General features: G+C 40.3%; 25 protein-coding genes. 21 read left to right on the top strand and 4 right to left on the bottom strand.

From position 1 onward, the window contains the following. Together DBT49_RS09210 and DBT49_RS09205 are read left to right on the top strand one after the other, a co-directional pair. Complete coding sequence (locus DBT49_RS09210; protein ID WP_013669554.1) at positions 1–660, top strand: methionine ABC transporter permease; 660 nt, start codon at positions 1–3, stop codon at positions 658–660. Between the two features lie 35 nt (positions 661–695). After that, positions 696–1,709 carry a uroporphyrinogen decarboxylase family protein gene (locus tag DBT49_RS09205; protein ID WP_013668572.1) on the top strand — a complete coding sequence of 338 codons (1,014 nt, stop codon included), beginning with the start codon at positions 696–698 and terminating at the stop codon, positions 1,707–1,709. Positions 1,710–1,817: 108 nt separating this feature from the next. On the opposite strand, the gene DBT49_RS09200 is transcribed toward DBT49_RS09205, so the two are convergent. Continuing rightward, positions 1,818–2,501, bottom strand: coding sequence for a DUF6287 domain-containing protein (locus DBT49_RS09200; RefSeq protein WP_013669219.1), 684 nt, complete (start codon positions 2,499–2,501; stop codon positions 1,818–1,820). Positions 2,502–2,800: 299 nt separating this feature from the next. On the opposite strand from DBT49_RS09200, the gene DBT49_RS09195 reads away from it, so the two are divergent. The 6 genes from DBT49_RS09195 to DBT49_RS09170 all read left to right on the top strand — a co-directional run bounded on the left by DBT49_RS09195 (position 2,801) and on the right by DBT49_RS09170 (position 9,346). Then, positions 2,801–4,906 carry a DUF262 domain-containing protein gene (locus tag DBT49_RS09195; protein ID WP_013669213.1) on the top strand — a complete coding sequence of 702 codons (2,106 nt, stop codon included), beginning with the start codon at positions 2,801–2,803 and terminating at the stop codon, positions 4,904–4,906. Positions 4,907–5,056: 150 nt separating this feature from the next. Further along, positions 5,057–6,646, top strand: a complete 1,590-nt coding sequence (locus tag DBT49_RS09190) for a type I restriction-modification system subunit M (protein WP_111839811.1) — start codon at positions 5,057–5,059, stop codon at positions 6,644–6,646. Continuing rightward, complete coding sequence (locus DBT49_RS09185) at positions 6,646–7,806, top strand: restriction endonuclease subunit S (RefSeq protein WP_111835146.1); 1,161 nt, start codon at positions 6,646–6,648, stop codon at positions 7,804–7,806. Before DBT49_RS09190 ends, DBT49_RS09185 begins: the two co-directional genes overlap by 1 nt. 65 nt (positions 7,807–7,871) lie before the next feature. Then, on the top strand, positions 7,872–8,792 hold the full coding sequence (locus DBT49_RS09180; RefSeq protein WP_101560500.1) for a site-specific integrase: 921 nt from the start codon (positions 7,872–7,874) through the stop codon (positions 8,790–8,792). Between the two features lie 54 nt (positions 8,793–8,846). Further along, positions 8,847–9,092, top strand: a complete 246-nt coding sequence (locus DBT49_RS09175; protein ID WP_013669662.1) for a type II toxin-antitoxin system Phd/YefM family antitoxin — start codon at positions 8,847–8,849, stop codon at positions 9,090–9,092. Then, the gene (locus DBT49_RS09170; RefSeq protein WP_013668905.1) at positions 9,092–9,346 is read left to right on the top strand and encodes a Txe/YoeB family addiction module toxin; all 255 of its coding nucleotides are present in this window, start codon (positions 9,092–9,094) and stop codon (positions 9,344–9,346) included. Before DBT49_RS09175 ends, DBT49_RS09170 begins: the two co-directional genes overlap by 1 nt. 48 nt (positions 9,347–9,394) lie before the next feature. Here the strand turns inward: DBT49_RS09170 and DBT49_RS09165 are convergent, their stop codons facing one another. Further along, positions 9,395–10,516, bottom strand: a complete 1,122-nt coding sequence (locus DBT49_RS09165; protein WP_111835145.1) for a restriction endonuclease subunit S — start codon at positions 10,514–10,516, stop codon at positions 9,395–9,397. A gap of 220 nt (positions 10,517–10,736) precedes the next feature. On the opposite strand from DBT49_RS09165, the gene DBT49_RS09160 reads away from it, so the two are divergent. Both DBT49_RS09160 and DBT49_RS09155 read left to right on the top strand, forming a co-directional pair. Continuing rightward, positions 10,737–13,778 carry a type I restriction endonuclease subunit R gene (locus DBT49_RS09160; RefSeq protein ID WP_013669659.1) on the top strand — a complete coding sequence of 1,014 codons (3,042 nt, stop codon included), beginning with the start codon at positions 10,737–10,739 and terminating at the stop codon, positions 13,776–13,778. A 50-nt stretch (positions 13,779–13,828) separates the two neighbouring features. Beyond that, a complete protein-coding gene (locus tag DBT49_RS09155; RefSeq protein ID WP_013668700.1) occupies positions 13,829–14,506 on the top strand; it encodes a hypothetical protein in 678 nt (225 codons plus the stop codon). A gap of 377 nt (positions 14,507–14,883) precedes the next feature. On the opposite strand, the gene DBT49_RS09150 is transcribed toward DBT49_RS09155, so the two are convergent. Further along, the gene (locus tag DBT49_RS09150) at positions 14,884–15,039 is read right to left on the bottom strand and encodes a hypothetical protein (protein ID WP_224786532.1); all 156 of its coding nucleotides are present in this window, start codon (positions 15,037–15,039) and stop codon (positions 14,884–14,886) included. A 340-nt stretch (positions 15,040–15,379) separates the two neighbouring features. On the opposite strand from DBT49_RS09150, the gene DBT49_RS09145 reads away from it, so the two are divergent. From DBT49_RS09145 to DBT49_RS09130, 4 genes are all read left to right on the top strand, one after another. Then, complete coding sequence (locus tag DBT49_RS09145; RefSeq protein ID WP_013668943.1) at positions 15,380–16,189, top strand: hypothetical protein; 810 nt, start codon at positions 15,380–15,382, stop codon at positions 16,187–16,189. A 39-nt stretch (positions 16,190–16,228) separates the two neighbouring features. After that, complete coding sequence (locus DBT49_RS09140) at positions 16,229–16,669, top strand: hypothetical protein (protein ID WP_013670138.1); 441 nt, start codon at positions 16,229–16,231, stop codon at positions 16,667–16,669. Positions 16,670–16,952: 283 nt separating this feature from the next. After that, entirely contained in the window at positions 16,953–18,155 is a 1,203-nt protein-coding gene (locus DBT49_RS09135) for an ATP-binding protein (RefSeq protein ID WP_013669456.1), read from the top strand. 244 nt (positions 18,156–18,399) lie between these two features. Then, complete coding sequence (locus tag DBT49_RS09130) at positions 18,400–19,206, top strand: TPM domain-containing protein (protein WP_111872454.1); 807 nt, start codon at positions 18,400–18,402, stop codon at positions 19,204–19,206. A gap of 144 nt (positions 19,207–19,350) precedes the next feature. Here the strand turns inward: DBT49_RS09130 and DBT49_RS09125 are convergent, their stop codons facing one another. Further along, positions 19,351–19,935 (bottom strand): helix-turn-helix domain-containing protein, encoded by a 585-nt coding sequence (locus DBT49_RS09125; RefSeq protein ID WP_013669643.1) that lies wholly within the window; start codon positions 19,933–19,935, stop codon positions 19,351–19,353. A 686-nt stretch (positions 19,936–20,621) separates the two neighbouring features. Here DBT49_RS09125 and DBT49_RS09120 point away from each other — a divergent pair. From DBT49_RS09120 to DBT49_RS09090, 7 genes are all read left to right on the top strand, one after another. Further along, positions 20,622–20,927, top strand: coding sequence for a hypothetical protein (locus DBT49_RS09120; RefSeq protein ID WP_041705781.1), 306 nt, complete (start codon positions 20,622–20,624; stop codon positions 20,925–20,927). After that, on the top strand, positions 20,927–21,544 hold the full coding sequence (locus tag DBT49_RS09115) for a hypothetical protein (protein WP_013668504.1): 618 nt from the start codon (positions 20,927–20,929) through the stop codon (positions 21,542–21,544). Before DBT49_RS09120 ends, DBT49_RS09115 begins: the two co-directional genes overlap by 1 nt. 132 nt (positions 21,545–21,676) lie before the next feature. Then, positions 21,677–22,117, top strand: coding sequence for a hypothetical protein (locus tag DBT49_RS09110; protein WP_013668914.1), 441 nt, complete (start codon positions 21,677–21,679; stop codon positions 22,115–22,117). Then, positions 22,101–22,259, top strand: coding sequence for a hypothetical protein (locus DBT49_RS09105; protein ID WP_168163185.1), 159 nt, complete (start codon positions 22,101–22,103; stop codon positions 22,257–22,259). The genes DBT49_RS09110 and DBT49_RS09105 overlap by 17 nt, the downstream gene beginning before the upstream one ends. A gap of 69 nt (positions 22,260–22,328) precedes the next feature. Beyond that, positions 22,329–22,856, top strand: coding sequence for a sigma-70 family RNA polymerase sigma factor (locus DBT49_RS09100; protein WP_013670116.1), 528 nt, complete (start codon positions 22,329–22,331; stop codon positions 22,854–22,856). A gap of 154 nt (positions 22,857–23,010) precedes the next feature. After that, entirely contained in the window at positions 23,011–23,208 is a 198-nt protein-coding gene (locus DBT49_RS09095) for a DUF1659 domain-containing protein (protein WP_013668536.1), read from the top strand. Positions 23,209–23,238: 30 nt separating this feature from the next. Continuing rightward, positions 23,239–23,475, top strand: coding sequence for a DUF2922 domain-containing protein (locus tag DBT49_RS09090; RefSeq protein WP_013668734.1), 237 nt, complete (start codon positions 23,239–23,241; stop codon positions 23,473–23,475). Positions 23,476–23,533: the final 58 nt, after the last annotated feature.

Here is a 23,533-nt window from a genome sequence, read left to right as displayed (position 1 = left end):
ATGGAAGCGAGCTTAATAAAATTATCAGCAATTTTAGGGCCATCGGTTTTTGACACGGCTTATATGGTGTTTTTTACCATGATTTTATCGACCGCCTTAGGTTTTATCATCGCGGTGGCCTTGTATTATACCGATAAGGAAGGGCTGCGACCCAATGCTCTTATTTATGGCATTTTGGATGCCTTCATTAATATTGTCCGGTCCTTTCCCTTCATTATCCTGGTCGTGGCTGTCATCCCCTTAACCCGAAGCATTGTTGGCGGGGTTATCGGGCGCACAGCAGCCTTGGTGCCCTTAACCATCAGTGGAACCGCAACCGTGGCGCGCCTATTAGAGAATTCCTTCCGTGAGGTCGGGCGATCCTTAATTGAGGCCATCCGCTCATTTGGCGCCAGTGACTACCAAATCATGAAGGAAGTCGTCTTAGTGGAAGCGGCGCCCCTGGTGATTGTGAACTTAACCGTGGCCATTATTGGAATTATCGGGACGACTTCAGCTGCCGGAACGGTTGGCGCTGGAGGACTGGGGTCAGTGGCCATTAACTATGGCTACAATAGCTTTGACTCAGTCATTATGTACGGGACCATCCTCGTAATTATCCTCCTGGTTCACTGTGCCCAATTTGTTGGCAACTACCTCTATAAACAGTCTCTAAGATAGCCCCCTGTAAAATGAATATAATGGAGAAAACAAAGATGAGTAAAATTGAATTAATCAGAAAAGTTATTAATAAAGAAGTCACTGACTATGTTCCCTTTTCCTTTAAGTCACACCTGCCTCAAGTCGACCATGATCCGGTAAAATATGCTCAAGCGCTGGCAGAAAAAGTTAAGCAATATGACCTGGATTATGCTGGTCACAGCAGTAACGGGCTGTTTACGGTGGAGGACTATGTGGATGAGGTGGACCATTCGCCGGTTTATAAAGGAGGCGTATCCAGAGTGGTTAAGACCCCTTATAACCAGCCAGGAGATTTAAAAAAGCTACCCCATAACCTCGATATTAGTACAGCCAGCTACCAGCGCGAGTTAAAATCGCTGACTTACCTATTAGATCTTCTTGGTGACCAGGTGCCGGTTACGGTGATTTCCTTCAGTCCGCTGACGATTCTGGATAAGTTGACCCAGGGTCGGGCGGTCGAATTTATCCGGAGTGAAGAAAAGGAGCTCATTCATCAAACGCTGGAAAACTTGACCAATGTCCAAGTCCAATATGTTCAGGCAGCCTTGGACTTGGGAGCCGCTGGCGTCTACCTGGCTTCTCAGTTTATTCGCTATGACCGGGTAACGGAGGAAGAATACTTAGAATTTGGTAAACCCTATGACTTAAAGATATTAGAAGCTTCCAAGGCGGGTTGGTTTAACAGCTTCCATGCCCATGGGACTAATATTATGTTTGACCTGATCAAGGATTATCCCATCCAAGTCTTTAACTGGCATGCCTTTGAGTCCTTACCCAGCGTAGAGGAAGTCTTCCGGTATAGCGATTTCGTCCTGAATTGTGGGGTTGACCGCTTTAGCTTCAACGACTTCAACCGGAACCTCATCCGTGATCAAATCTACCAAATCTACAAAGCCACCCAGGGGCAACGCTTATTACTTAGCCCCTCTTGTGGGACCAATAGCTTCTTTGACCCTGAGCTGATTTACTATATCAAGAAAGTCAAGGCGGAAACTGACCGCGTTTTTAATTTAAGGACTGAGGCTTAGTGGTTTGTTGGTGTTTATAGATAAAAATGATGTAGAATTTAAAAGGCACAGCAGTCCGCTAGTCATTGAAGGGATTGCTGTGCCTTTTTGTGAGTTGAAATTTTAGGTTTAGTCTACACGATAAAAGAATTCATTTGGGTATTCGATCATGTCATAAGTGTGTCCTCCAAGCAAGCGGTCACGGCTTTTATCTGAGGCATCAACTAGGTGATCCATAGAGTTATAAACTTCTACTCCTGCCGGAATAATGTAAAAGGCTGCTCCACCAATATAACCATCTGTGGCTCTAAGATCTGCCACTAAAAATTGACCTTCCCTTTTGCTACCATCCAAATTGATGAAGCTGTGGGGCTCGACATAGCCGTCTTCATGAATGACAAATTCCTGTCCGCGACCATTACGCCAAGTTCCTACCAGAGTGGAAAAATCCCCTGCTTGGATTTGATCGATATCAATACCTTGCTGGTCAGAATCAGTCGTCTGATCCTCAAGACTTGTGGCGGTGGACTCATTGGCTGAGCTTTCAGATTCAGTCTCTTCCGCTTGGCTTTCACTTTCAGCCTTTTCTTCCTTGGCAGCTTTTTCTGCTTTTTCCTCCTCTTGTTTGCTCTCAGACTCTTCTTTGTTGGATTCTTTTTCCTTGGCTTCTTCTTTTTCTGAACTGGATTCAGAACTTACCGATTCCTGGCTTTCGCTGGTGTCAGTGGCTTGGTCAGGATTGTTTTGGCAGCCGACAAGGAATAAGGCAAGTAGGGCGGTTAGATATAGGAATCCTTGTGGTCGTTTCTTCATATTATTTCCTCCATTAAGATATTGTTTGATAGTTGATTGTCTCGTTATAAAATACAATGAAAACACTTTCTTTAATTAAATCCGGTTAGAATGGATTTGTCAAGGGGATTGGGGTGAATTTGTCTTTAATAGAATGATAAACATAGGATAATTGATAAATTATTAAAAATAGAAAGCATTGAGCGATTTAATATTTTTTTAAAGTAAAAAATAAAACAACACTACCGCAATCACTAAATTAGCCTTATTCTTTGTTATACTTAAAAGAGTTAAAGTTTTTAAAGGAATTAGGTGTATTTATGGACGGTAGTATTCAAAATTTAGCTAACTTTCTGAAACGGTCTTCAAAGATCATTATCCCTGTTTACCAACGTAACTATGATTGGAAGTTAGATAACTGTAAACGTTTATTTTCCGATTTGATGAGTATTCATGAGGAAGGACGCCGGACCCATTTCTTCGGGTCCATTGTTGTAAAACCAGGCACCCTGATAGATGAAACCATTGTTATTGACGGTCAACAGCGGATTACTACGGTTTCTTTACTATTTCTAGCTTTGTGTAATTGGATGGACGATAACAATGTCAGTGAGGGGTCCTTCACGAGTGAGAATATCCGTGATGAATACTTGGTGAACCGCTTGTCTAATGAAGCTGATAAATATAAATTACGGCTGAATATTGAAGACGATAAAATTTATAAATTATTACTGACAGATCCCAAACATGCAGAGCGGGCAGTTGATGTTGGTAATACCAATGTGCTGGACAATTATAATTATTTTTACCAACAAGTAGAGCAAACGTCGCTGTCTATTGTTGATCTGATACAAGTGATTTCCAGGCTTGAAGTGATGGGGGTTAATTTGAGTTCGCCGGATGATGATGCTCAATTAATTTTCGAAAGCCTTAACTCAACTGGAGTGGATCTTACTGAAGCGGATAAGATACGGAATTTCCTCTTAATGAATGAAAACCAGGAAGACCAAAATCGTTATTTTATCACTTACTGGCATCCAATAGAAAAACGGACCCAATATGATTTAAGCTTATTTTTCTGGTATTACATGGCCATTAAGCAAGGCAAGTATCCAGTTAAATCGCGCTTATATGAAGATTTCAAAAGGTTTTATGAGAATAATTTCACGGACAAGGAAAGATTTTTTAAAGAAATTAATGATTATTCCTATGCCTTTCAGGAAGTGGTATCAGCCAATACAGGACACCATGCCATTGATGATATTCTATTCCGCCTTAGTCAAATCGATCTAACAGTAATGCGGCCTTTCTTGATGTCATTGATCCTGGCCTATAATAAGGGAGAACTATTGGAGGATGAGGCGGTTGCTATGTTAGAACTGATCGAATCCTTTACTGCTCGTCACATTATCATTAAATCCTCAACAAACCTATTTAATAAATTCTATTCTTCCTTATACCGTGATTTTCAACGGATCTATAAGCAGGCTAAAGAAGAAGGCCAATCCGTAGAAAAAGTCGAAGTTCTAGGCGCTTTACTGGTTAATAAGTCGAAAAATATAGCCTTCCCTAAAGATGAAGAAGTCTTACCTGACTTACGGATGAGGGATTTCTATAATATTCGCCCTAATTATCGGACTTATCTCTTTGAGCGATTAGAAAATTATAATCATCATGAGATTTTGAATATTTATCAAGGGATAGAGGAAGGAAATTATTCGATTGAGCATATCATGCCACAAAAGTTAAGTAAAACTTGGATAAATGAACTAGGTCCTAACTATGAGGCGATTCATGAAAGTTACCTAAATCGTTTAGGCAATTTAACTATCACTGGTTATAATTCCAAATATAGTAACAAGTCCTTTCAAACCAAGAAGACCATGGACAAAGGCTTTAATGAGAGCCATTTCGTATACCTTAATGCCTTGCCTAGGGAAGTGGACCATTGGAATGAAGAAACCATTAAGGAAAGAACACGTCTCTTAGCGGATAAAGCCTTGGAAGTATGGCCCTATCCGGACGTTGATTTTGAAATTAAAACGGAGAGCCAAGATGGATTAGAAACTTATGACGGGGAAAAAGATTTTAATAGCTATCAGATTAAAGGCTATATCTTTCGGGACCAGGAATATCGGCCGGTCAAAAATTGGAAAACCTTGTTGATTGAAGTTTTACAAGAACTTGCTTATCTGGACTATCAAACCCTTTATCAAATAGCAGAGGAACAAAAATCACGGGGCTGGCAAACGCGTTTGTCAACGAGTGAAGGTGAATGGCGTAATCAGGTCACTAAAGATATCTATATTGATACGGGCATTAATAATTGGAATAAGATGAACATTATTCGCCATCTTTTCGATATTTATGACATTGAATACAGTGAATTGCAGGTAGACGTACGTCCGCCTAAAAATAAGCGATAAAATTGAAAATAAAGGCTGAGACGATGGTCAAAGCCTTTTTTGATTTAGTGAAAGCTTAAAGCTAGTCAAGGATCTTTTGGGTTTTTTACTGGTTTACAGTATAATTAGAATTAAAAACTTTTTTATTATTTGAAGGTGGAGTGACTATTAATGTCTGAACAAGTAACGACCATTCAACAGGCTCTATGGAATTCGGCGAATGTGCTGCGTTCAAAGATGGATGCCAACGAATATAAGAACTATACCTTAGGAATTATTTTCTATAAGTTTCTATCCGACCAACTATTAGAAAAGACCTGTGATTTGATGGGGGAAGACTTTGTCGACCTTAACCAAGCGCAAGCCCTATACGAGGAAACTTATTATGATGAAGAGGACGGTGAAGATCTCCTTAATGAATTAAGATACACCTATTCTTACACCATTCATCCTGACTTTACCTTTACCAAGTTTATGGAAAAGATTAATGATAATAACTTTATGCTGGAAGAGTTAGCTCAGGGTTTCCGTGATATTGAACGGTCCCATCCTGATTTCGAGAACTTATTTGAAGACGTGGACCTCATGTCGCGCCGCTTGGGCCCAACACCTCAGAAACGTAACCAAACCATTACAGCGGTGATGAAGGAATTAGCGGGACTGAACTTTGCTAAAAATGCGGACCTCTTAGGGGATGCCTATGAATTCTTACTGGGTCAGTTTGCCTCTGAATCCGGGAAGAAAGCGGGAGAATTCTATACGCCCCAACCCGTCTCAGAATTAATGACCCGGATTGCTATCCAAGGAAAAGAAGACAAGCTAGGATTGACGGCTTATGACCCAACCATGGGGTCAGGATCTCTGCTCTTAAACACCAAGAAGTACGCTGATGAGAACGTGGAGAATTCCATTCGTTACTTTGGTCAAGAAATCAATACCTCAACCTACAACTTGGCCAAGATGAATATGATGCTCCACGGAGTGCCAACTGACCATCAGAAGTTACGCAATGGGGATACCTTGGACGCTGACTGGCCCACAGATGAACCAACTAACTTTGATATTGTCTTAATGAATCCACCATACTCCCAGAAGTGGTCGGCAGATAAGGGCTTTTTAGACGATCCGCGTTTTGCTGCCTATGGGGTCTTACCGCCTAAGTCACGGGCTGATTTCGCCTTCTTACTCCATGGTTTCTACCACTTGCGTACTGATGGAACCATGTGTATCGTCCTGCCGCACGGCGTCCTCTTCCGGGGTGCCTCTGAAGGTAAGTTGCGTCAGGCCATGCTTGAGAATGGGTATATTGATACGGTGATTGGGCTCCCTGAAAATCTCTTCTATAACACCAGCATTCCAACCACGATTATTGTTTTGAAGAAGAATCGGACCAGCCGTGATGTCTTCTTTATCGATGCGTCCAAAGAGTTTGAAAAAGTAAAAACACAAAATATCTTAACGAAAGAACATATTGATAAAATTATTGATACCTATAATAAGCGGGAAGACGTTGACAAATATGCCCATAAAGCAAGCTATGAAGAGATTCAAGAGAATGATTACAACCTCAATATTCCGCGCTATGTGGATACCTTCGAAGAACCTGAACCTATCGATATCGTCCAAGTCAGCAAGGACATGCAAGAAATTAACCAAGAACTTGAGCAAACCACAGCCGAATTCTTAGAAATGGTGGATGACTTGCAGGTGACAGATGAAACTGCGGAACTCATTCAAGCGATAAAGGATGTGTTTAAATAATGGCAGAAGAAAGAAAACAACCCGAGCTTAGGTTCAAGGGATTCACGGATGATTGGATTCAGGATAAGTTACATGAACTAACAGTAATTAATTCTGGAAAAGATTATAAAAATCTTTCTGAAGGACACATTCCAGTATATGGTACAGGTGGTTACATGTTATCGGTAAATAAGAGTTTATCCGATATAGATGCTGTAGGTTTGGGCAGAAAAGGAACTATAGATAATCCAATTTATTTAAAAGCTCCATTTTGGACAGTAGATACTTTATTCTATATAACAACACAGCAACAAAATAATATAATGTTTTTTTACTATCTATTTAAGACCATTAATTGGAAAAAGTATAATGAAGCCTCGGGTGTTCCCAGTTTATCAAAGCAAACAATATATTCAATTTCTGTAAAAGTCCCAAATACATTTGAACAATCTAAAATCTCTAAACTTTTCTATTCTTTAGATAGAATTATTACTCTTGAGCAACAAAAAATCGAGAAGTTAGAACTCCTGAAACAGTATTTGTTGCAGAATATGTTTGCTGATGAGAGCGGATATCCTAGAGTTAGATTTAAAGGTTATAATAACAAATGGGAAAGAAGTAAATTAAATACAATTAGCGATAGTTATTCAGGACTATCCGGTAAGACAAAAGAAGATTTTGGAAAGGGTGAAGCTAGATACATAGAATATAAAAATGTTTTTGATAACCCTGTAGCAAAACTTGATGGAACTGACGCAATTGATATCGACTATAAGCAAAACGAAGTTAAGAAAGGTGACTTTCTTTTCACAACTTCTTCTGAAACCCCTGAGGAAGTAGGAATGTCATCGTTATGGGATTACGATCTTAATAATATATATTTAAATAGTTTCTGTTTTGGAGTTCGGATAAAAGAAAAGATAGATTCTTATTATTTAGCTTACTATTTTAGATCTCCAGAATTTCGTTCAAGAGTTATGAAATTAGCTCAAGGGATCTCACGTTATAATATTTCTAAAAACAAATTTTGTGAATTGAAAATTTCTGTTCCTTCTTATGAAGAAGGAGTACGTATTGGTAGATTATTAAAATCAACAACTGATTTAATTGATTTGGAAGAAAACAAATTAAAAGAATTTAAGCTGATAAAATCCAAGCTCCTCCAATCATTATTTATTTAACATCTCCATAAACTTCCTGATAATAAGAAGGTTCGCTAGAACAAATATTATCAGGAGGTTTTATTATGGCAAGAAAACGAAAGATTGTTTTTCATGAATATTTTAAGGAGTGGTTTGAGCTATATAAGTTAGGGGCGGTGCGTGATGTGACTCTGAGGAAATACGACCTAACCTGGCGGCATTTGAAACACTTAGCGCCAAACTTAACTTTAGACCAGTTGACTAAGAAGAACTATCAAGCTTTACTTAATCAATTTGCCCAAAGTCATGAGAAACAAACGACTTTAGACTTTCATCATTTAGTGAAAGGAGCGATTCTGGAGGCTTATGACGAGGGATTAATTGATCGCGATCCGACGCGAAAAGTTGTGATTAAAGGCGTCAAAGGGAAGATTAAAAAGGCCAAGTATCTAAACCAGGAAGATTTGCATAAGTTATTAAATCAACTACACTTGCAGACAGAGATTTCTTATGATTGGCTCATCCTCTTAGTTGCCAAAACAGGCTTACGTTTCAGTGAGGCCTTGGGTGTTACACCTTCAGATTTCAATTTCAGCCAGCACATGCTCTCGATTAATAAGACCTGGGACTACAAGAAGGATGAAGGCGGCTTTGTGCCGACTAAGAATGCTTCTTCGGTGCGCAAGCTACGTCTAGATTGGCAGTTGACTCTACAATTCCAACAACTCATTCAAAATTATCCTCAACAAAAGCCGATCTTCGTTCAGGGACGGATCCATAATTCAACAGTCAATCAACGCTTGGCTAAACTCTGCCAACAGGCTGGAATTCCAGAGATCACTATTCATGCCCTCCGCCATACGCACGCTTCTATGCTGCTTTATGGTGGTGTGTCAATTGCAAGTGTGGCTAAACGCTTGGGCCATGCCAACATGGCGACGACTCAAAAAACCTATCTCCATATTATTCAAGAGTTAGAGGATAAGGATAATAACAAGATGATGGAGATTCTATGTCAGTTATAGCTTTGAATTGAAAGGTTGTACAAATTATTGTGCAATAGTGGTGAGGTGAGCACGATGGAAGTAACCAATTATAGTGATTTCAGACAGAATATGAAGAAATACATGGACCAGATTAATGAAGATGCTATTGAATATACTGTAACCTCTCAGAATGGGAATGATGTGGTTGTTATGGCCAAATCAGATTTTGACAGTCTGATGGAGACTTACCATCTCTTATCGAGCCGCGCCAACCGTGAAAACCTCTACCAAGCCATGGATGAGCTCGATCGTGGCGATTATGAAGTTGAGGAAATCTAATGAAAGTTCATTGGAGTCGGGGGTCTGTTATCGAACGTGACGTTTGGAAAGAAAATGACCGAAAAGTCTATGATAAGATCTATCGCTTATTACGAGCCATCAAAGAAGCCCCCTACCAAGGACTAGGTAAGCCGGAACCTTTAAAATATGATCTATCGGGTTATTGGTCAAGGCGACTGACTAGACAAGATCGTTTAGTTTACCGTGTCACAGATGACGCGATTGAAGTCCTATCGTGTAAATACCATTACTAAAGTAAATCGCCCCTGCTCAATCAGCTAGCAGAGGCGATTTTATTGATTTTAGATAAACAGGGAAGACAGGAGTTTTTGTTTTAGAGAGGTTAAGTTTTCTAATTTAGTTGTTCTGAGATTAATAAGAGAATCTAATGAAAATAATAATTTGGCGATTTTATTCTGTTCACTTAATGATGGAAAATTAATATTCAAAGTGCAAAAATCAGAAAAATTTATAGTTCTTCCATCTCTAATACCATAAGTTACTTTCTCTAATAGTAAAATAAAGTGATCATTTGCAAAGTAAAACTTCCAATAGATATCATTATGTTCGTTAGTATTTATAAAATCGAATATAGTATAAGCTGGAGAAGTTATACCTAAATAATTGGAGTGTGCAAACCCTCCCTGAAATGAACGTAAATGAACAACAAATTGACCAGGTCTTACAACTTTGTAATTAGAGAGGTTTTTTCTATCGTACTGTAGCCTTTCATTGAATTCATCTCTTAGCACCATGCCTTTATCTTGTGTTGCCGATAAGACAGGAAGATGGGCTTGTTTTTTTTCTGTAATCTTTTTAAATATATTTTTCCCTTTATTTTTGAACCAAGGACCGGTATAACCTCTAAACCTTAAGTTAGGATATCCACTCTCATCGGCAAACATATTCTGCAACAAATACTGTTTCAGGAGCTCTAACTTTTCGATTTTTTGTTGCTCAAGAGTAATAATAAAGTCTAATCGATTCAACAATTCACCTATCTTTATTTGCTCTAATTGTTTTTTAGGATAATGAATTATTACCTTAGACATTTCAGCTGAAGTTATTGCTGGGTAGCTGGTCCCTGTGCACATACTTAGGACCTTTAATACGAATTTATCTGTTTGCAATAAGTAAAAAAGAAACTTATTATTTATTATATTTGTCCTAATCTGTGCATAGCCAGTTGAAAAAACAAACTCATTATCATCTTCATTAAAAAGTAAATTATTTCTTTGATATGGTCGAACTGTTTGATAAAAAATATCACCTTTCTTAGCTAATCTTTTAGCTCGTGAAGGTGCCTCTTCCTTACTCATGAATTTATAATCGACTAATTGAGTACCACAAACAGACTCTAAATCCACATAGAAAAATTGCGAAGGCAATTCAGCATTTGGATTAAAGCTGCTGATGTTCCCCAACTTATCCTGAATCCAAAAATCTCTATTTTCAAAATTCCATTTTGCTTACTTAGCAATATTTCTATCCCCAGCCCCATCTTTTATACACACACACCGTTCTCTTGTAAAAAAATTCACTGAAAGCCTTTATTTTCTTTGCTATACTGGAAGTATTATAAAATGATAAAGACAATTAAAAGCTATGTTTTAGGTGAAGAAAAGCAATAGGATAAGTGATCATATGCCAAAAATTTTTACTCAAGAGCAGCAAATGGAAGAACGCTTAATAGAACTGTTAACGAAAAGGGAATCGCAGTGGACTTATCGTTCTGACTTGAAAACAGCGGACGATTTATGGGAGAACTTCTTCCAACAGCTAGAGGCTAATAATACGGCCAAATTAGATGGCGTTCCCCTAACTAGTCAGGAGAAGCTTTCGATTAAATCGCAATTGGACTTTCCGTCATTCTATGTCGCGGGAGAATGGTTAAGCGGTGAGAATGGGGTGGCCCAAGTAGAGCTTCATCGCGAGGATGCCTCGCTTGGCGCTTGCCAGTTAATGGTGATTAACGGAAATGAAATTGCAGGAGGCAGCTCTCATTATGAAGTGATTAATCAATTTCGCAGTGAAAAACGTGATTTTCTTGACCAAGACGGACGTTTTGATGTGACTTTGATGATTAATGGTATCCCTCTGATTCAAATTGAATTGAAGAATCGTTCGGAAGGCTATAAGAAAGCCTTTAACCAAATTGACCGCTATATCAAAACTGGAAAATACCATGGGATTTTCTCCATGCTACAAATGTTTGTGGTCTCGAATGGTGTTGATACCAAATACATTGCCGCTAATAGTAGGTTGAATGCTAAATTCTTAACGGGCTGGGTGGACCAAGAGAACCAACCCGTAACTAACTTAGAAGATTTTACGACTTCTGCGCTCTCAATTCCAGAAGCCCATGAAATGATTGCTAATTACTCAGTCTTGGATAAGTCCAGTAAGTCGGTAATCCTTTTACGCCCTTATCAAATTCATGCCATTAAGGCGATTCGCCAAGCGAGTTACCAACAAAAGGGAGGCTATGTTTGGCATACGACAGGGTCAGGGAAGACGTTAACCTCCTATAAGGTTGCGCGTAACCTTCTTAAAATTGCTTCCATTGATAAGACCATCTTTATTGTTGACCGCAGAGACCTTGACCAACAAACCACCAATGCTTTCACTTCATATGCTGAGGCGGATTTTGTCGCTGTGGATGAAACCGCTAATGTCAATGACTTGATCAAACGGTTAACGTCTAAGGATCGGTCCTTAGTGATTACCACAATCCAGAAATTAAACCATGTCATGAAACGTTACCAGCAAAATCCTGATAATAAACGTTTAAATAAACTCAGAGATTTAAGACTTGCCGTCGTTGTTGATGAATGTCATCGCGCGGTGACACCGCAGAAGCAATTTGAACTCGAAAAGTTTTTCAAATATTCGCTTTGGTATGGTTTTACGGGAACACCTCTCTTTGCTGAAAATGCTCGGGATGCCTTTGGTGACTTAGCTCGGACGACGGAAGAACAGTATGGGGAATGTCTACATAAGTATACCGTTCAAGAGGCCATGCATGATCAGGCGGTCTTAGGCTTTCAAATTGAATACAAGCAAACTTTTAGTGATTTTCAACTCGATCAACTGGTAGCTGATCAGTTTCCTAAGACGAACCTTTCAGCGATTGATAAGAAGGAAAAGGAAGTCCAACTAGATTCAGCCATCTTTGACCATCCTGATCATATGGAAGAGGTCGTTGATTCCATTATTAATAAGTCACAAAATAAATTTGGCTTCAATAATGGAGTAGGGAAGACCTATGATGCCATTTTAACGACCACATCAATTGATAAAGCCATTGCCTACTACAAACTCTTTAAAGAAGTTAAAACAGGTCAGCATCCGCGCGTATCCATTAGTGAGACGACTAAACGCGCTGTCTTGGATTTTCCTAAGGTCGCGATTACCTTCTCGATTTCTGACAATGAACACGATTCTCAAGACCGTAAAGAAGCGATGAAAGAGATTTTAGCAGATTATAACCAAGAATTTGGTATGAACTTTTCGCTTGAAACTTTGAATGCTTATAACCAGAACTTAAACCAGCGTTTGGCGCGTAAGTCAGATACTTATAAGGTGCGTTCCGAACAAGTCGACTTGGTGATTGTTGTCGATCGCTTACTCACAGGCTTTGATGCTCCTTGTCTATCGACCTTATTTATGGATCGACCACCCATGAAACCTCACCACTTGATCCAAGCTTTCTCGCGGACTAATCGTCTCTTCGATGACCATAAGAAATATGGGCAAATTGTTACCTTTCAAACCCCAGCGATCTTTGAAGAAGCCGTTAAGGAGGCTCTCTTACTCTATTCCAATGGTGGAGAAGATCAGATTCAAGCGCCAAGCTATGAAGAATCTAAGCAAGAGCTGGATGAAGCGGTTAAAGAATTAAGAACTCTGGTGCCAAGTGTGGAGAGTTTCAACAATTACACGGACTTAGCTGAAATGAAGCGGGTAGCCAAGGCCTTTCAACGTTTTGATAGTATTTACCGGACCATTGAGGTCTATAGTGATTTTAGTGAAGCGGAATTTGTGGCTCAATACGGTTTTGATCGTAAAGAATTTGAAGACTATACCGGTGCTTATAAGAATCTCATCGAACGGATTAAGGAAGAAATGAATGATGAGGATGAGCTTGAGGAAGATTATCCAATTGATATCGAATATGAGATTGAATCGGTTCGGACAGAGCAGATTGATTATGATTACCTCGTCCTTCTGATTGACCGTTACCGTGAATCAACGGAAGAACAAGACAAAGAGAAATTCAAACAGGAAGCTGAAAAGACCATTGATGAATTTGGCCGCCGTAAACCTGAATTGAGTGAAAAAATTCGTGATATTTTCCAAGCCATTATCTCAAGTCCGGAAAAATATAAAAATCAGTCCACGGATGAAATATTAGCCAATGAGATTAATGGTTACAAGGAACGCGTATTAGAAGACTATGCCAAGGCAGAATTTCTAAATGAAGAGTTATTGAAATACGTCGCCGCTAACTATGATGAAGACCGTGAAGGCCCACAAATTGGCGAAAGTGAAATGATTAATACAGCTGATTTTGAAGCTTATAAGGAAAACACTCAGAATCCTAAGTCCAAATTACAGTATCGTAAAAAAATACGTCATGGCTATAAAGACCTGATTAAAGAGAAAATTATGCCTTATGATGTGTAGCGACTTTTGGGGGGTTAGAACGTAGAGTTTAGATGGAAAGGAAGACTATAATGAGCGATAAGAATAAAAATTTGAAAAAGAACCAGTTTATTGGTGAAGATGGAAAATTATATGAAAGTGTGCAGGTGAAACCTTGGTATAAGAAGTGGTATGTATGGACTATAATCGTATTAGCTGGTCTATTATTACTTGCAATTGTACCTGTAGATCATTCCAATAATCATCCGGCAGAGAGTTCTTCTCAGGCTGCGTCACAAGACTCACAAGGGGAACATCCTACAGATTCCGAAGCAAATAAGAAACCGATTAGTAAGGCTAATGAAGAAGTTATTTTAGAAACTGCTGATGGAAATAAGGCATCATTAACGATAAAGTCCGCTAGTGCTAATCCTGATAGTTTGCCTAATTATATGCATAATAGTGATTATTTCGATTCGAGTAGAATTGTTGTGATTAATTTTAGTTATAAAAATTATGATTTACCGAAGAATTTTGTAGTAAATACCCATGATCTCCAAGTTTATGATGAAGAAGGGCATGCCTTGGAGCGCATTAGTAAACAAACAGGTTATGACGAAATAGCTCCTGGCAGATCAGCAGATTCACAAGTCTATTTTATGTATGCAGATCAAGAACATAAACCACAAAAAATTCAAATTGATTATGTTCCGATGAATTCAACAAATCCTTCTCCAGTCGCAACCATCGAAGTGGACGTTGAACAATAAGGGATTACTATTACCTATTGCGGGAAGATAGATATGCAGTCTTAAATAAATTAAAAAATATAAAAAGTAATTCAAGAAGGGCAGGCCATTTATAGTAAAGTGGCTTGCCCTTTTATTATAGAACCTTTCTTTACAGGTGATAATCAAGCTGTCGCTTGCTGTAGAGCATGCGACGGATTTTTATCACGGAGTCAATCACAACATAGAAGATAGAATAGTTAGAGACTAGTAAGGACATTCTCGTTTGAGCGTTTTCAATTGCTGCAAGTGTTTTCTACAAGATTCATAGCTGCAGCTGACTTGGATAATGTTAAAACAATTTAAGCGACAATTGATTTAAACCTTCTTCAAAGCTTGGAAGAATACGAATGTGATACTTAGGCATGCTGGTTAATACCTTCCTTGATGCGTTCAACCACTTCATCGAGACTATATCTTGTATCTGTGGACGCTGTCAGATGATCCGCTTCATCGAGCCTGATTTCAATATCTTGAGTCATGAATTCGTGTTGGTCATTACTCATCAGTACCATGGTGCTATAGCCATTTTTAGTTAAAAAGACAGGGCGGCCAGATTTAGGACTTCCTCTTCAACTTCAGGAAATTGGTTTATCAAATCTGAAACAGAATGAATATTCATAAGAAAACCTCCTATTCTTTTTATTGTAATTTTATCGTTAGCCTATCAATGAGACAACCTTCTATAATAAATGCCCCACCTCGTAAGACTAAGGCTTGGTCTAGCGGAAGCCATGATGAGAGCTTGCGTTACATAAGAATAATAAATCCTATTTCCCTCTTTCCTTCTATGAGAGAAAACTATAAACTATATGTAAGAGCTTACAAATATAATTCATAGGAGGTATGAGGGAGATGTCGAGAAATTGGAAGTCTTTTATAGCGGTTGTTCTAGTTTTTGTGGCCTTGTTATCGGGGTGTACGTCAAAAGAAGAAAGGGCAGCAATTGATAGTTTCAAAGAGGTGTCGGGTAAAGTAGAAAAAATGAATACGGACCTCGATAAACAAATCGCTGATGCGGAAGATTTAGTGAAAAAGAATGAGAAAGCACTCGATGAACAGGCGATTGGCAAGCTTGAAACAGCGGTATCTCAGGCAAAATCAGCTAAAGTAGAGGTTCCTGAACAGCCCAAGAAACTAGAAGAACTAAAAAGTGAAACAGAAAAACTCAACAAGGCAGACTACACAAGTGTCACTCAAGAAATCGCAGACACCAAGAAAGCTTATGAGGATAGCGTGAAGCAACTCAAACAAGTAACCGCTCCAGAAGAAAAATTTGTGATCGAACGGATACAGTCTGTTGAAGGCGTGACAGGTATTTCTGCCGTTACGGAAGATAATGATCCTAATAAACAGCTTGGAAAGCAAGGCGGTTATACCGCACAAGTCTATTTCTCCTACAATTTGGTCAATCAAGAGGAAGTCTTCGGAAATAGTTTGATTGACAAGGGAACAGAGGCTGGTGGCAGTATAGAAGTGTATCAAACTGCAGAAGACGCAGAAAAGCGAAACACTTATCTGGGTGCCTTTGACGGCAGTCCTATTTCACCTGGATCTCATCGTGTGGTGGGGACCGTAATTGTCAGAGTTTCCAACCAACTGACCGCTTCTCAACAAAAAGAATTAGAGGAGAAACTCATTGCGAGTTTGACGGAAATAAAATAGCGGCAAATGACATAAGCGACGCACGGAAAGGAGCCCTGTATGTTAAAAGGCGCTGATAACTTTAGAAAGCTAGAAGATCAATTGGAAGAAAATGGTATCATCGAGAATTTTGAAAAAGAAAATGGTCCGATTCTTGGACGTGTCATGATTGATTTGGGTGAAATACCTAACAATTTAAGATCCGAAGTGCTAAAGAATCATACGGAAGAAGAGATCTATGTCTTTGATTGTAGCTTTGATTTTTACGATATTCTGATAGGGATGGCGATTGATAAAGACACCTTTGAACCTGTTTCAAAAATTTGGTTTACTGAGCAAGCTGAAAATGCAGAGCATCCTGATGAAGTGTGGATTAAGTTCTTTGTCGAGATGCTCGCTGAAAATATTCTTTCTGTCATTAAAGCTGGAGAAGGGTTTGGTATTCCAGTTTGTATCTTGGTGAATGATGATTCTGAATTAGTGGCTGTTCCAAGTGCATAGCGACCTTTAAGCATCTACATCTTGTAGGTGCTTTTCTTATGCACATTTTTAGGGGACGATCTTATCGGATTATTTAATTGTTTATTCAAATCACGAGATCAGCAAAAAGATGAAAAGCAGATGGCGACTTCAGTCTTTCTTCTTTGGTCGAAATAAATTTTGATAAATAACACTTATTAACTTATAGTCGAAATAGATTTTGAAGGATTGCGTATTTCGTGTATAATTGAAGTAAATTTAATTTTTTTACTTTTATCGATTATAATCGAAAGGAGAGGGTTCCATGAATTATGTCAAGCGTGATAAATATCTTGGTAAAATAGCCCCCTTCGTTGATCAGCCTGTTGTTAAGGTATTGACAGGAATGAGACGAGTGGGAAAGTCCACCCTATTGCAGATGATCCAAGAAGAATTATTGCCCCAAGTGAATCCTCAAAATATGATTTCTATTAACCTAGAATCTGGTCAATACCTACAAATTAAAGACGGGGTTGATTTCTATAGCTATATTCAAAAGCAGGTCAAGGATTTAACAGGTAAGCTTTATTTCTTTATTGATGAAGTTCAGTTGGTTGATAGTTGGGAGCGAGTAATCAATGCTTTACGTGTTGATTATGAGTGTGATATTTACCTTACAGGTTCTAATTCAAGTTTGCTCTCTAGTGACTTATCGACTCTTCTGGCGGGGCGCTATGTCAGTTTTGAAATTCAACCCTTTACTTTTTCTGAATTTATCCATTTATACCGAGATCTTAATCTCGATAAGGAAGAATTATTTCAACAATTTATTTCTCTAGGAGGAATGCCTTCCCTACGTTACTTCCAAGGTGAAAAAGAAGCCAGCTACAAATATCTGAACGATATCTATAATACCGTGGTCGTTAAAGATATTCTTGAATACCAGGCGATCCGTGACGTTGATTTATTCAATCGCATTTTACGCTTTTGTTTAGAAAATATCGGGCAGACCTTTTCGGCCAATAGCCTCAGAAAATACTTCGCTAGTCAAGGCCGTAAAGTATCGGTGGATACGGTTTTGAATTACCTAACCTTCTGTCAGCGAGCCTATCTCCTCAAAAAAGTCGAGCGATATGATACCATTGGCAAGAAAATTTTAACAGTAGATGAAAAATATTATCTGACCGACCATGGTTTTAGACAAGCTGTGGGATTCTCTAATGAAAAAGCCATCGAACGTGTCTTGGAAAATATCGTTTATATTGAACTCCTGTCACGTGGATATCAGGTTCAGATTGGGCGGGTTCGTGATAAGGAAATTGACTTCATTGCAAGTAAGCAGGGACAAATCAGCTATTACCAAGTTTCCTACTTAATGGAAAGTAAAGAAACGCGAGATCGCGAATTTTCTGTCTATAGCCAGATAAAGGATAACTTCCCTAAGTACGTCTTATCTCTTGATTCCTTCGATTTTTCCCAGGATGGCGTTATCCATAAAAATCTTATCGATTTTTTATTGGGGGAGTAAGATGGTTCAACAATCATTAGTATAAGTAAAATATAGTATTAAATCTTTCAAGTACAGTGATCAATTAATAAAGTCCTTCCTAGTCCCATTCCTTAGCTAAAACTTTTCTAATAGGTAAACAAAGAAAAGGCGAATAAAGCCAAAATCGGTTATAATAAAACAAAAAGCACTAGGCGAGGACAGAAAAATAGAAGATGAGAAGAAAAATTCTAAACGAAGGGGTTGCTCGGGGAATATTTCCCTTTTGGTTGTTTTGCTTGCGCTTACCGCCATGTACTATTTCCTATATCGGACCTATCAACAACCGGATTATCCAGCCGCCAGCCAAGAATATTACGTGTCGGACTACAGTCAGCGCTTGAATGACTTCACCACCCAGCACATTATGACCGAGGGCTACAAGTTGGACCAATTCACCCAGGCCAAGCTAGCGGTGGCCGTTCTCCCAACGACTGAAAAACTCAATCGGTCAAAGTATAGCCAAACACTGGCCAGTCAGTGGGGGATGACGGATGAGCCTCAAAATGAATGGGCCCTTCTCCTCTTTAGAACGGACGCCTCTTATCCAAGAGAAACGAGCGTGGACAATCCTTACATGCATTTAGAAATTGGCGGGGGCTTAAAGGACGAGCTGACTAAGCAAGAGATTGAGGAAGTGGTCGAGCACTATGATAATGATATTTACCATAATCAAAATAACTATGACCAGGCGGCCTTTGATACTTTTAATGCTCTAGCTCGTCAAATCTACCAGGCCCACCAGTTAGAAGTTCCCGAATCTCTGACTCAGACTTATGAGGAAGCGGCCCAGGATCCGGCCAACCAAAGTAAGATCAATAGTCAGCTCATGCAGGCGGACCTCAAACAAGCCGAGTCCCAAACCCTAAGGAATCCCCGACCCCTTTATCGTCAGTTAGCGAATGCTTTCTTTGCGACGGTTGGCACCTTACTGGCTCTAGTGGTCGTTTCTGTCGTCTGTTTCTTTTTTGCAGCTGGATTTCTGGCTCTTGATAAATTCATCTCAAGAATATTTCATTGGGATAAGAAATAGGCGGATTTTCCCAAAAACCTTAGCTTATAGGGTATTAAATGAGAACTGTATGATACAGATATCATAATCAGCCGCCCACACACTTAGAAACCACACAAAAACACCGTTCCACCGGCTTTTATTCCAGCTGGAACGGTGTTTTTCTTATACTCTCCCCAAATGCGCAAAGACTCTTCCTAAGACTTCAAAGTCGTCACTGTCTCTGACTTCAGTTTTATCCCCCAGGGGCAGATAGAGTGGCAGGTCCTGGTAAACTTGGTATTTGGCTAATTTCAAGTGTCCGGAGTCCTTATCGGCCAGGCACAAGATATCGCCTGCCTTGACTTCAGCTAGGGGGTCGACTAGGGCATAGTCCTTTTTACTGAGCAGGGATTGGATGGATGGGTCATTAATTCTGACCGCAAAGATTTCCTCATTAGGGAGGCCCATGGAGGCAAGTTCGAAGAAGTGCTTTTTCTTAGCGGCTTTGAGCTTGCCTTTTTTGTATTTCTTATAGACTGGTACTTCAATAACATCGGCGCTCTTCATATCGGAAAAGCCGCGTAAGTAGAGCTCGGACACCCCATAAAGTTCGGCTAACTTGGTCAAGCTTTCCTGGTTGACTTCGGATTTTCCTTGTTCGTAGCGCCAGACGGTTGATACGGATTTACCGATTTTTTCACTGACTGCCTCAATGGTCAGTCCGGCCGCTTCACGGGCTGATTTGAGCCGGTTGGCAAGTGTAGGCATGGTCTTTCCTCCTTTGGCCATGAGATAATGGCAATTTTCTCATTTTTTATGAAATCCATCGATAGCTTTTCCACCATCATGGAAATGTTGCTTTTTGGGAACGTTTTTTTAACTTTCATATATTATACCGAAAAACGAGAGTAAATGCCCACAATTGTAATAGAAAAAGGGTAGAAATCTTAACAAACGTAGATAAGTCATTCACAAATGTGAACCGTTTATTTACATTTGTTATATTAAATTCTAAAATCTCAACCATCACAGATTGCTCTTATATTACATTTTGTATACTACTTTAAGTAGAAAACTTAGAAAAAAGTCTACTCAGAGTAGAATCTGAAAATAATATCGAAATATGAATATATCATAGGAATAGAATTTATGCAAAATATTATAAAAAGCCTTGCTTTTTTACATTGTATATAATATCTTTAAAAATGGAAAGGGGCAGACAGCTTCTTTCAATGCCGCAATGCTGGGATTTATAGGGAGGAAGGAGGGCCTTTTATCGAGATTTTTTTATGGTGACACAAGCCGACAGAAAGTGTCATTTCTTGCATAGTGAGGGGCCGACTTTTAAAGTCGCCTAGAAAATAAGTCAGTATTTTGGTCTGGTGAGATTGATTGAAGATTTTTAAGAGTTTTTTCAAACACTATAAGCAAAAATAACAACCAAGGAGGTCATAATGACAGTAAGACGTGTGGTTCCAACCAGCTTTTGGCGGTCGCTGGAAGCTTTGGACCATTATAGCCAGGAAGACCGTTATTTTGCCTTGTATTTGATGACCAATCCCAAGTGTAGCCAGGTGGGGATCTATAGTTTGCCCAAGCGGCTGATTGCCTTTGAGACGGGCTTTTCCATGGACCAGGTGGAGCTTTTATTAGAGCGTTTTAGCCGAGATTTTAAGAAGATTATCTATTCTAACCGCCACCAGGAAGTGACTCTCTTACACTCCCTGTCTTATTCCATCTTTGTGGGTGGGGGCCGGTGATGGATTTACTGGAGAAGGAGTTGTCCCTGGTCCAAGATAGCCAGCTTATTGAGGCCACCTTTGAAGCTATGCGCGACTTTTGGTTGAAGTCCAGTCGTCGGGTTGACCAGGCCATCATGCAACTTTTCGTCAAGGAGATCAAAAAACGCCGCTATGTGACCCAAGGCGATGAGAATGACAAAGCGACCGAGAGTGATAAAGAGAGTGGGGATGAAATCCACAATGAAAAGTCGGCCACCGAGTCGTCATTGCCGGAAAAACTCCAAACCCCAGCCTACCAAGACGACTATGAAGGTCAGGTGCTGGAGCGGATCACCAATCGCTATCAGATCCTCTTCAATGAAGCCATGCCTGAAGACGACCAGGACAAGTTAAAGGCTTATTGTCTGCTCTTTGAAGGCAAGCTCTTAGAAGAAGCCCTCTACCGGGCCAAGGACGCCAAGCACCCCTTGTCTTATTACTTCAAGATTTTAGAGCGCTGGGACAAGGACCATATTTACCGGCTGAGTGACCTAGCGGCGAATGGTGAGGAGGAGAAAAAGTTCAAAGCTAAATCTTTCAAAAAGAGCGGCTACCAGGAGCTAGAGCCCGCTTGGTTTAAGAGCCAGGCCAAATAAAGGGGAGAAGACCAGGCTTGTCAGAATTTTGGACTGGCAGAGGGATGTAAGTGGCTAGTTGAAGTCAGCCTGGATTACACATTCCTATAAATAAGTCGGCTGTTGAAAAGGATTAAAAGAAAAGGAGCAAAAATGAAGTTAACAAACACCCTGCATTTAGTTGAACATTACAACCGCCTCTATGGCTTTGATTTGTTGGATGCTTATGACCATTGTGTCTTGGTTTTGACCAAGTTTGCGCTTTTAAACCGGGTCCAAAACCAAGAGCCTTGTCAAGTCAAGTTGGCTTTAGCGGATGCCTATATGGCTTGTGTCATGATGGCAGATTCCTATGCCCGCTGTGCCAATTTGCGGCCGGATTCTTGGGATCAGCTGCCTTCGCTAGCCCAAGCCTTTACCAGTTTGGCGCTGGATGTTAGTGTTGACCGCGACTTGGGGCCGGCTATTTCTGACTTGGTGGCCCACTTGTGGGGAATTGGAGAAGACTTGGGTTATGACCTGGGCCAATGTTTGATTGAACGAGTAGCAGGACTATTAGACCAGGAGGAGATGGATTATGCGTCAATGGCTTAAGGATTTTATTGTGGCAATTTTAGCGATTTTACTTTTTCAATTACGGGGCTTTTTAGTGTCCTTTGGTATGGTTATTCCCTTACTCCTCTGCGCCACTTTGGCCGTCCTTGTCATGGCCCTCTATGAAAGTGTCAAAGACTAGGGAATTGGCTTGAGTCATGGTTGATTTTGCCCCAGGACTTGTTTCAATTAAGGAAGAAAGGAAGACAGCATGAGACTTGATAAATTATACGCCGACCGCTTATTACGTGAATTTGAAGCCCTGATCCACCGAACTTTGGCCGACCTAAATATTAGAAAGTGTCATGGCGACTACCAGGACTACGCCCAGGAATTGCGGCTTAAGCTCCTGGATGTGGTGGACCGCTTTGAGGGCGATCCCTTGGCTGAGGACCGCTACCGTTTTGTCGCCTATGCGGGTCGTTACTTGCGCTGGTCTTTACTGGACCTCTTGCGACAGACTAGCCGCTTGCCCCAGCTGACCCTGTCCGACCACCAGGACTGGTTGACGGAGTCTGAGAGTGCCGAGGATTTTGAGGCGGGAGCGGCCGACTTCCTCCAGGCGGCCCAAGATACTTTGTCAGAGCGTGACTACCAGTTGACCTTAGCCTTGGCGGAAGGGGACTTTTCCATTGCTGATATTGCCCGGACCTTTGGTGTGGCTAGAAAAACCATCTACCAATGGAAAGACCGCCTGGCCCAACGCCTGCTTCCCTTTAAGGATTTACTGGAAGACTAGTTCTTGACTAATATGAATTTTTTCACTGGCTCACCTTTGCGTGGGCTTTTTTGTGTCGGGGTAAAAAAATTTTGCTTTTCAGGTAACACTTGGCTGCCTTCAATCCGTATATAGGGTGTAGCTAGCTACTAAAGCAAAAAAAGGAGTGATTGAGATGCAAGAATTTATCGACAACAAGTTAGTGGTTAAGGTGACCAACTTTGAAACGGACACAGAAATCAAGACTACCTTCAAAGACCTGGTGGAAGAACCTGCCTTAGAAGCTGTCTTTGCGGTCCGGGATGCGGTGGCGAGTCTGGCTAAGGACCCCGTAACCGAAGTGGAAAGCATCTGCCGCCACATCTATGTCTAAGGCCTTGTGGATTAGTTAGGAGGAAGAACCATGCAAGAAACTTTAAACTTAGAACTCTTATTCAAGACTGAAGAGGGAAAAACTAAGAAAGTAACCATTAAAGAACCCAAAGAAGATGTTTCTAGCGAAGTGGCCCAAGCGGCCTTAGCGGCTATTGTAGGTGCCGACATTTTCTTCAATGAAGATGGCCTGGACCCTTATGCCCAAGCGACCGGCGCTCGTTATGTCCGCCGCGCGGTCCAAGACATCTACCAAGTCCAAGCCTAAGTTAGGGATTGACCTCCCAAGCCCTGCCTAGCGGGGCTTTTTTTATGAGAAAGTGCTA

Source organism: Aerococcus mictus (assembly GCF_003286595.3).
Taxonomy (GTDB): domain Bacteria; phylum Bacillota; class Bacilli; order Lactobacillales; family Aerococcaceae; genus Aerococcus; species Aerococcus mictus.
This window is presented reverse-complemented; position numbering and strand designations above follow the sequence as displayed.

Excerpts from the sequence above, each read along its gene's own strand:
- DBT49_RS09210 (WP_013669554.1), top strand. The coding sequence starts at position 1 with ATGGAAGCGAGCTTAATAAAATTATCAGCAATTTTAGGGCCATCGGTT.
- DBT49_RS09205 (WP_013668572.1), top strand. The coding sequence starts at position 696 with ATGAGTAAAATTGAATTAATCAGAAAAGTTATTAATAAAGAAGTCACT.
- DBT49_RS09200 (WP_013669219.1), bottom strand. The coding sequence starts at position 2,501 with ATGAAGAAACGACCACAAGGATTCCTATATCTAACCGCCCTACTTGCC.
- DBT49_RS09195 (WP_013669213.1), top strand. The coding sequence starts at position 2,801 with ATGGACGGTAGTATTCAAAATTTAGCTAACTTTCTGAAACGGTCTTCA.
- DBT49_RS09190 (WP_111839811.1), top strand. The coding sequence starts at position 5,057 with ATGTCTGAACAAGTAACGACCATTCAACAGGCTCTATGGAATTCGGCG.
- DBT49_RS09185 (WP_111835146.1), top strand. The coding sequence starts at position 6,646 with ATGGCAGAAGAAAGAAAACAACCCGAGCTTAGGTTCAAGGGATTCACG.
- DBT49_RS09180 (WP_101560500.1), top strand. The coding sequence starts at position 7,872 with ATGGCAAGAAAACGAAAGATTGTTTTTCATGAATATTTTAAGGAGTGG.
- DBT49_RS09175 (WP_013669662.1), top strand. The coding sequence starts at position 8,847 with ATGGAAGTAACCAATTATAGTGATTTCAGACAGAATATGAAGAAATAC.
- DBT49_RS09170 (WP_013668905.1), top strand. The coding sequence starts at position 9,092 with ATGAAAGTTCATTGGAGTCGGGGGTCTGTTATCGAACGTGACGTTTGG.
- DBT49_RS09160 (WP_013669659.1), top strand. The coding sequence starts at position 10,737 with ATGCCAAAAATTTTTACTCAAGAGCAGCAAATGGAAGAACGCTTAATA.
- DBT49_RS09155 (WP_013668700.1), top strand. The coding sequence starts at position 13,829 with ATGAGCGATAAGAATAAAAATTTGAAAAAGAACCAGTTTATTGGTGAA.
- DBT49_RS09150 (WP_224786532.1), bottom strand. The coding sequence starts at position 15,039 with ATGGTACTGATGAGTAATGACCAACACGAATTCATGACTCAAGATATT.
- DBT49_RS09145 (WP_013668943.1), top strand. The coding sequence starts at position 15,380 with ATGTCGAGAAATTGGAAGTCTTTTATAGCGGTTGTTCTAGTTTTTGTG.
- DBT49_RS09140 (WP_013670138.1), top strand. The coding sequence starts at position 16,229 with ATGTTAAAAGGCGCTGATAACTTTAGAAAGCTAGAAGATCAATTGGAA.
- DBT49_RS09135 (WP_013669456.1), top strand. The coding sequence starts at position 16,953 with ATGAATTATGTCAAGCGTGATAAATATCTTGGTAAAATAGCCCCCTTC.
- DBT49_RS09125 (WP_013669643.1), bottom strand. The coding sequence starts at position 19,935 with ATGCCTACACTTGCCAACCGGCTCAAATCAGCCCGTGAAGCGGCCGGA.
- DBT49_RS09120 (WP_041705781.1), top strand. The coding sequence starts at position 20,622 with ATGACAGTAAGACGTGTGGTTCCAACCAGCTTTTGGCGGTCGCTGGAA.
- DBT49_RS09115 (WP_013668504.1), top strand. The coding sequence starts at position 20,927 with ATGGATTTACTGGAGAAGGAGTTGTCCCTGGTCCAAGATAGCCAGCTT.
- DBT49_RS09110 (WP_013668914.1), top strand. The coding sequence starts at position 21,677 with ATGAAGTTAACAAACACCCTGCATTTAGTTGAACATTACAACCGCCTC.
- DBT49_RS09105 (WP_168163185.1), top strand. The coding sequence starts at position 22,101 with ATGCGTCAATGGCTTAAGGATTTTATTGTGGCAATTTTAGCGATTTTA.
- DBT49_RS09100 (WP_013670116.1), top strand. The coding sequence starts at position 22,329 with ATGAGACTTGATAAATTATACGCCGACCGCTTATTACGTGAATTTGAA.
- DBT49_RS09095 (WP_013668536.1), top strand. The coding sequence starts at position 23,011 with ATGCAAGAATTTATCGACAACAAGTTAGTGGTTAAGGTGACCAACTTT.
- DBT49_RS09090 (WP_013668734.1), top strand. The coding sequence starts at position 23,239 with ATGCAAGAAACTTTAAACTTAGAACTCTTATTCAAGACTGAAGAGGGA.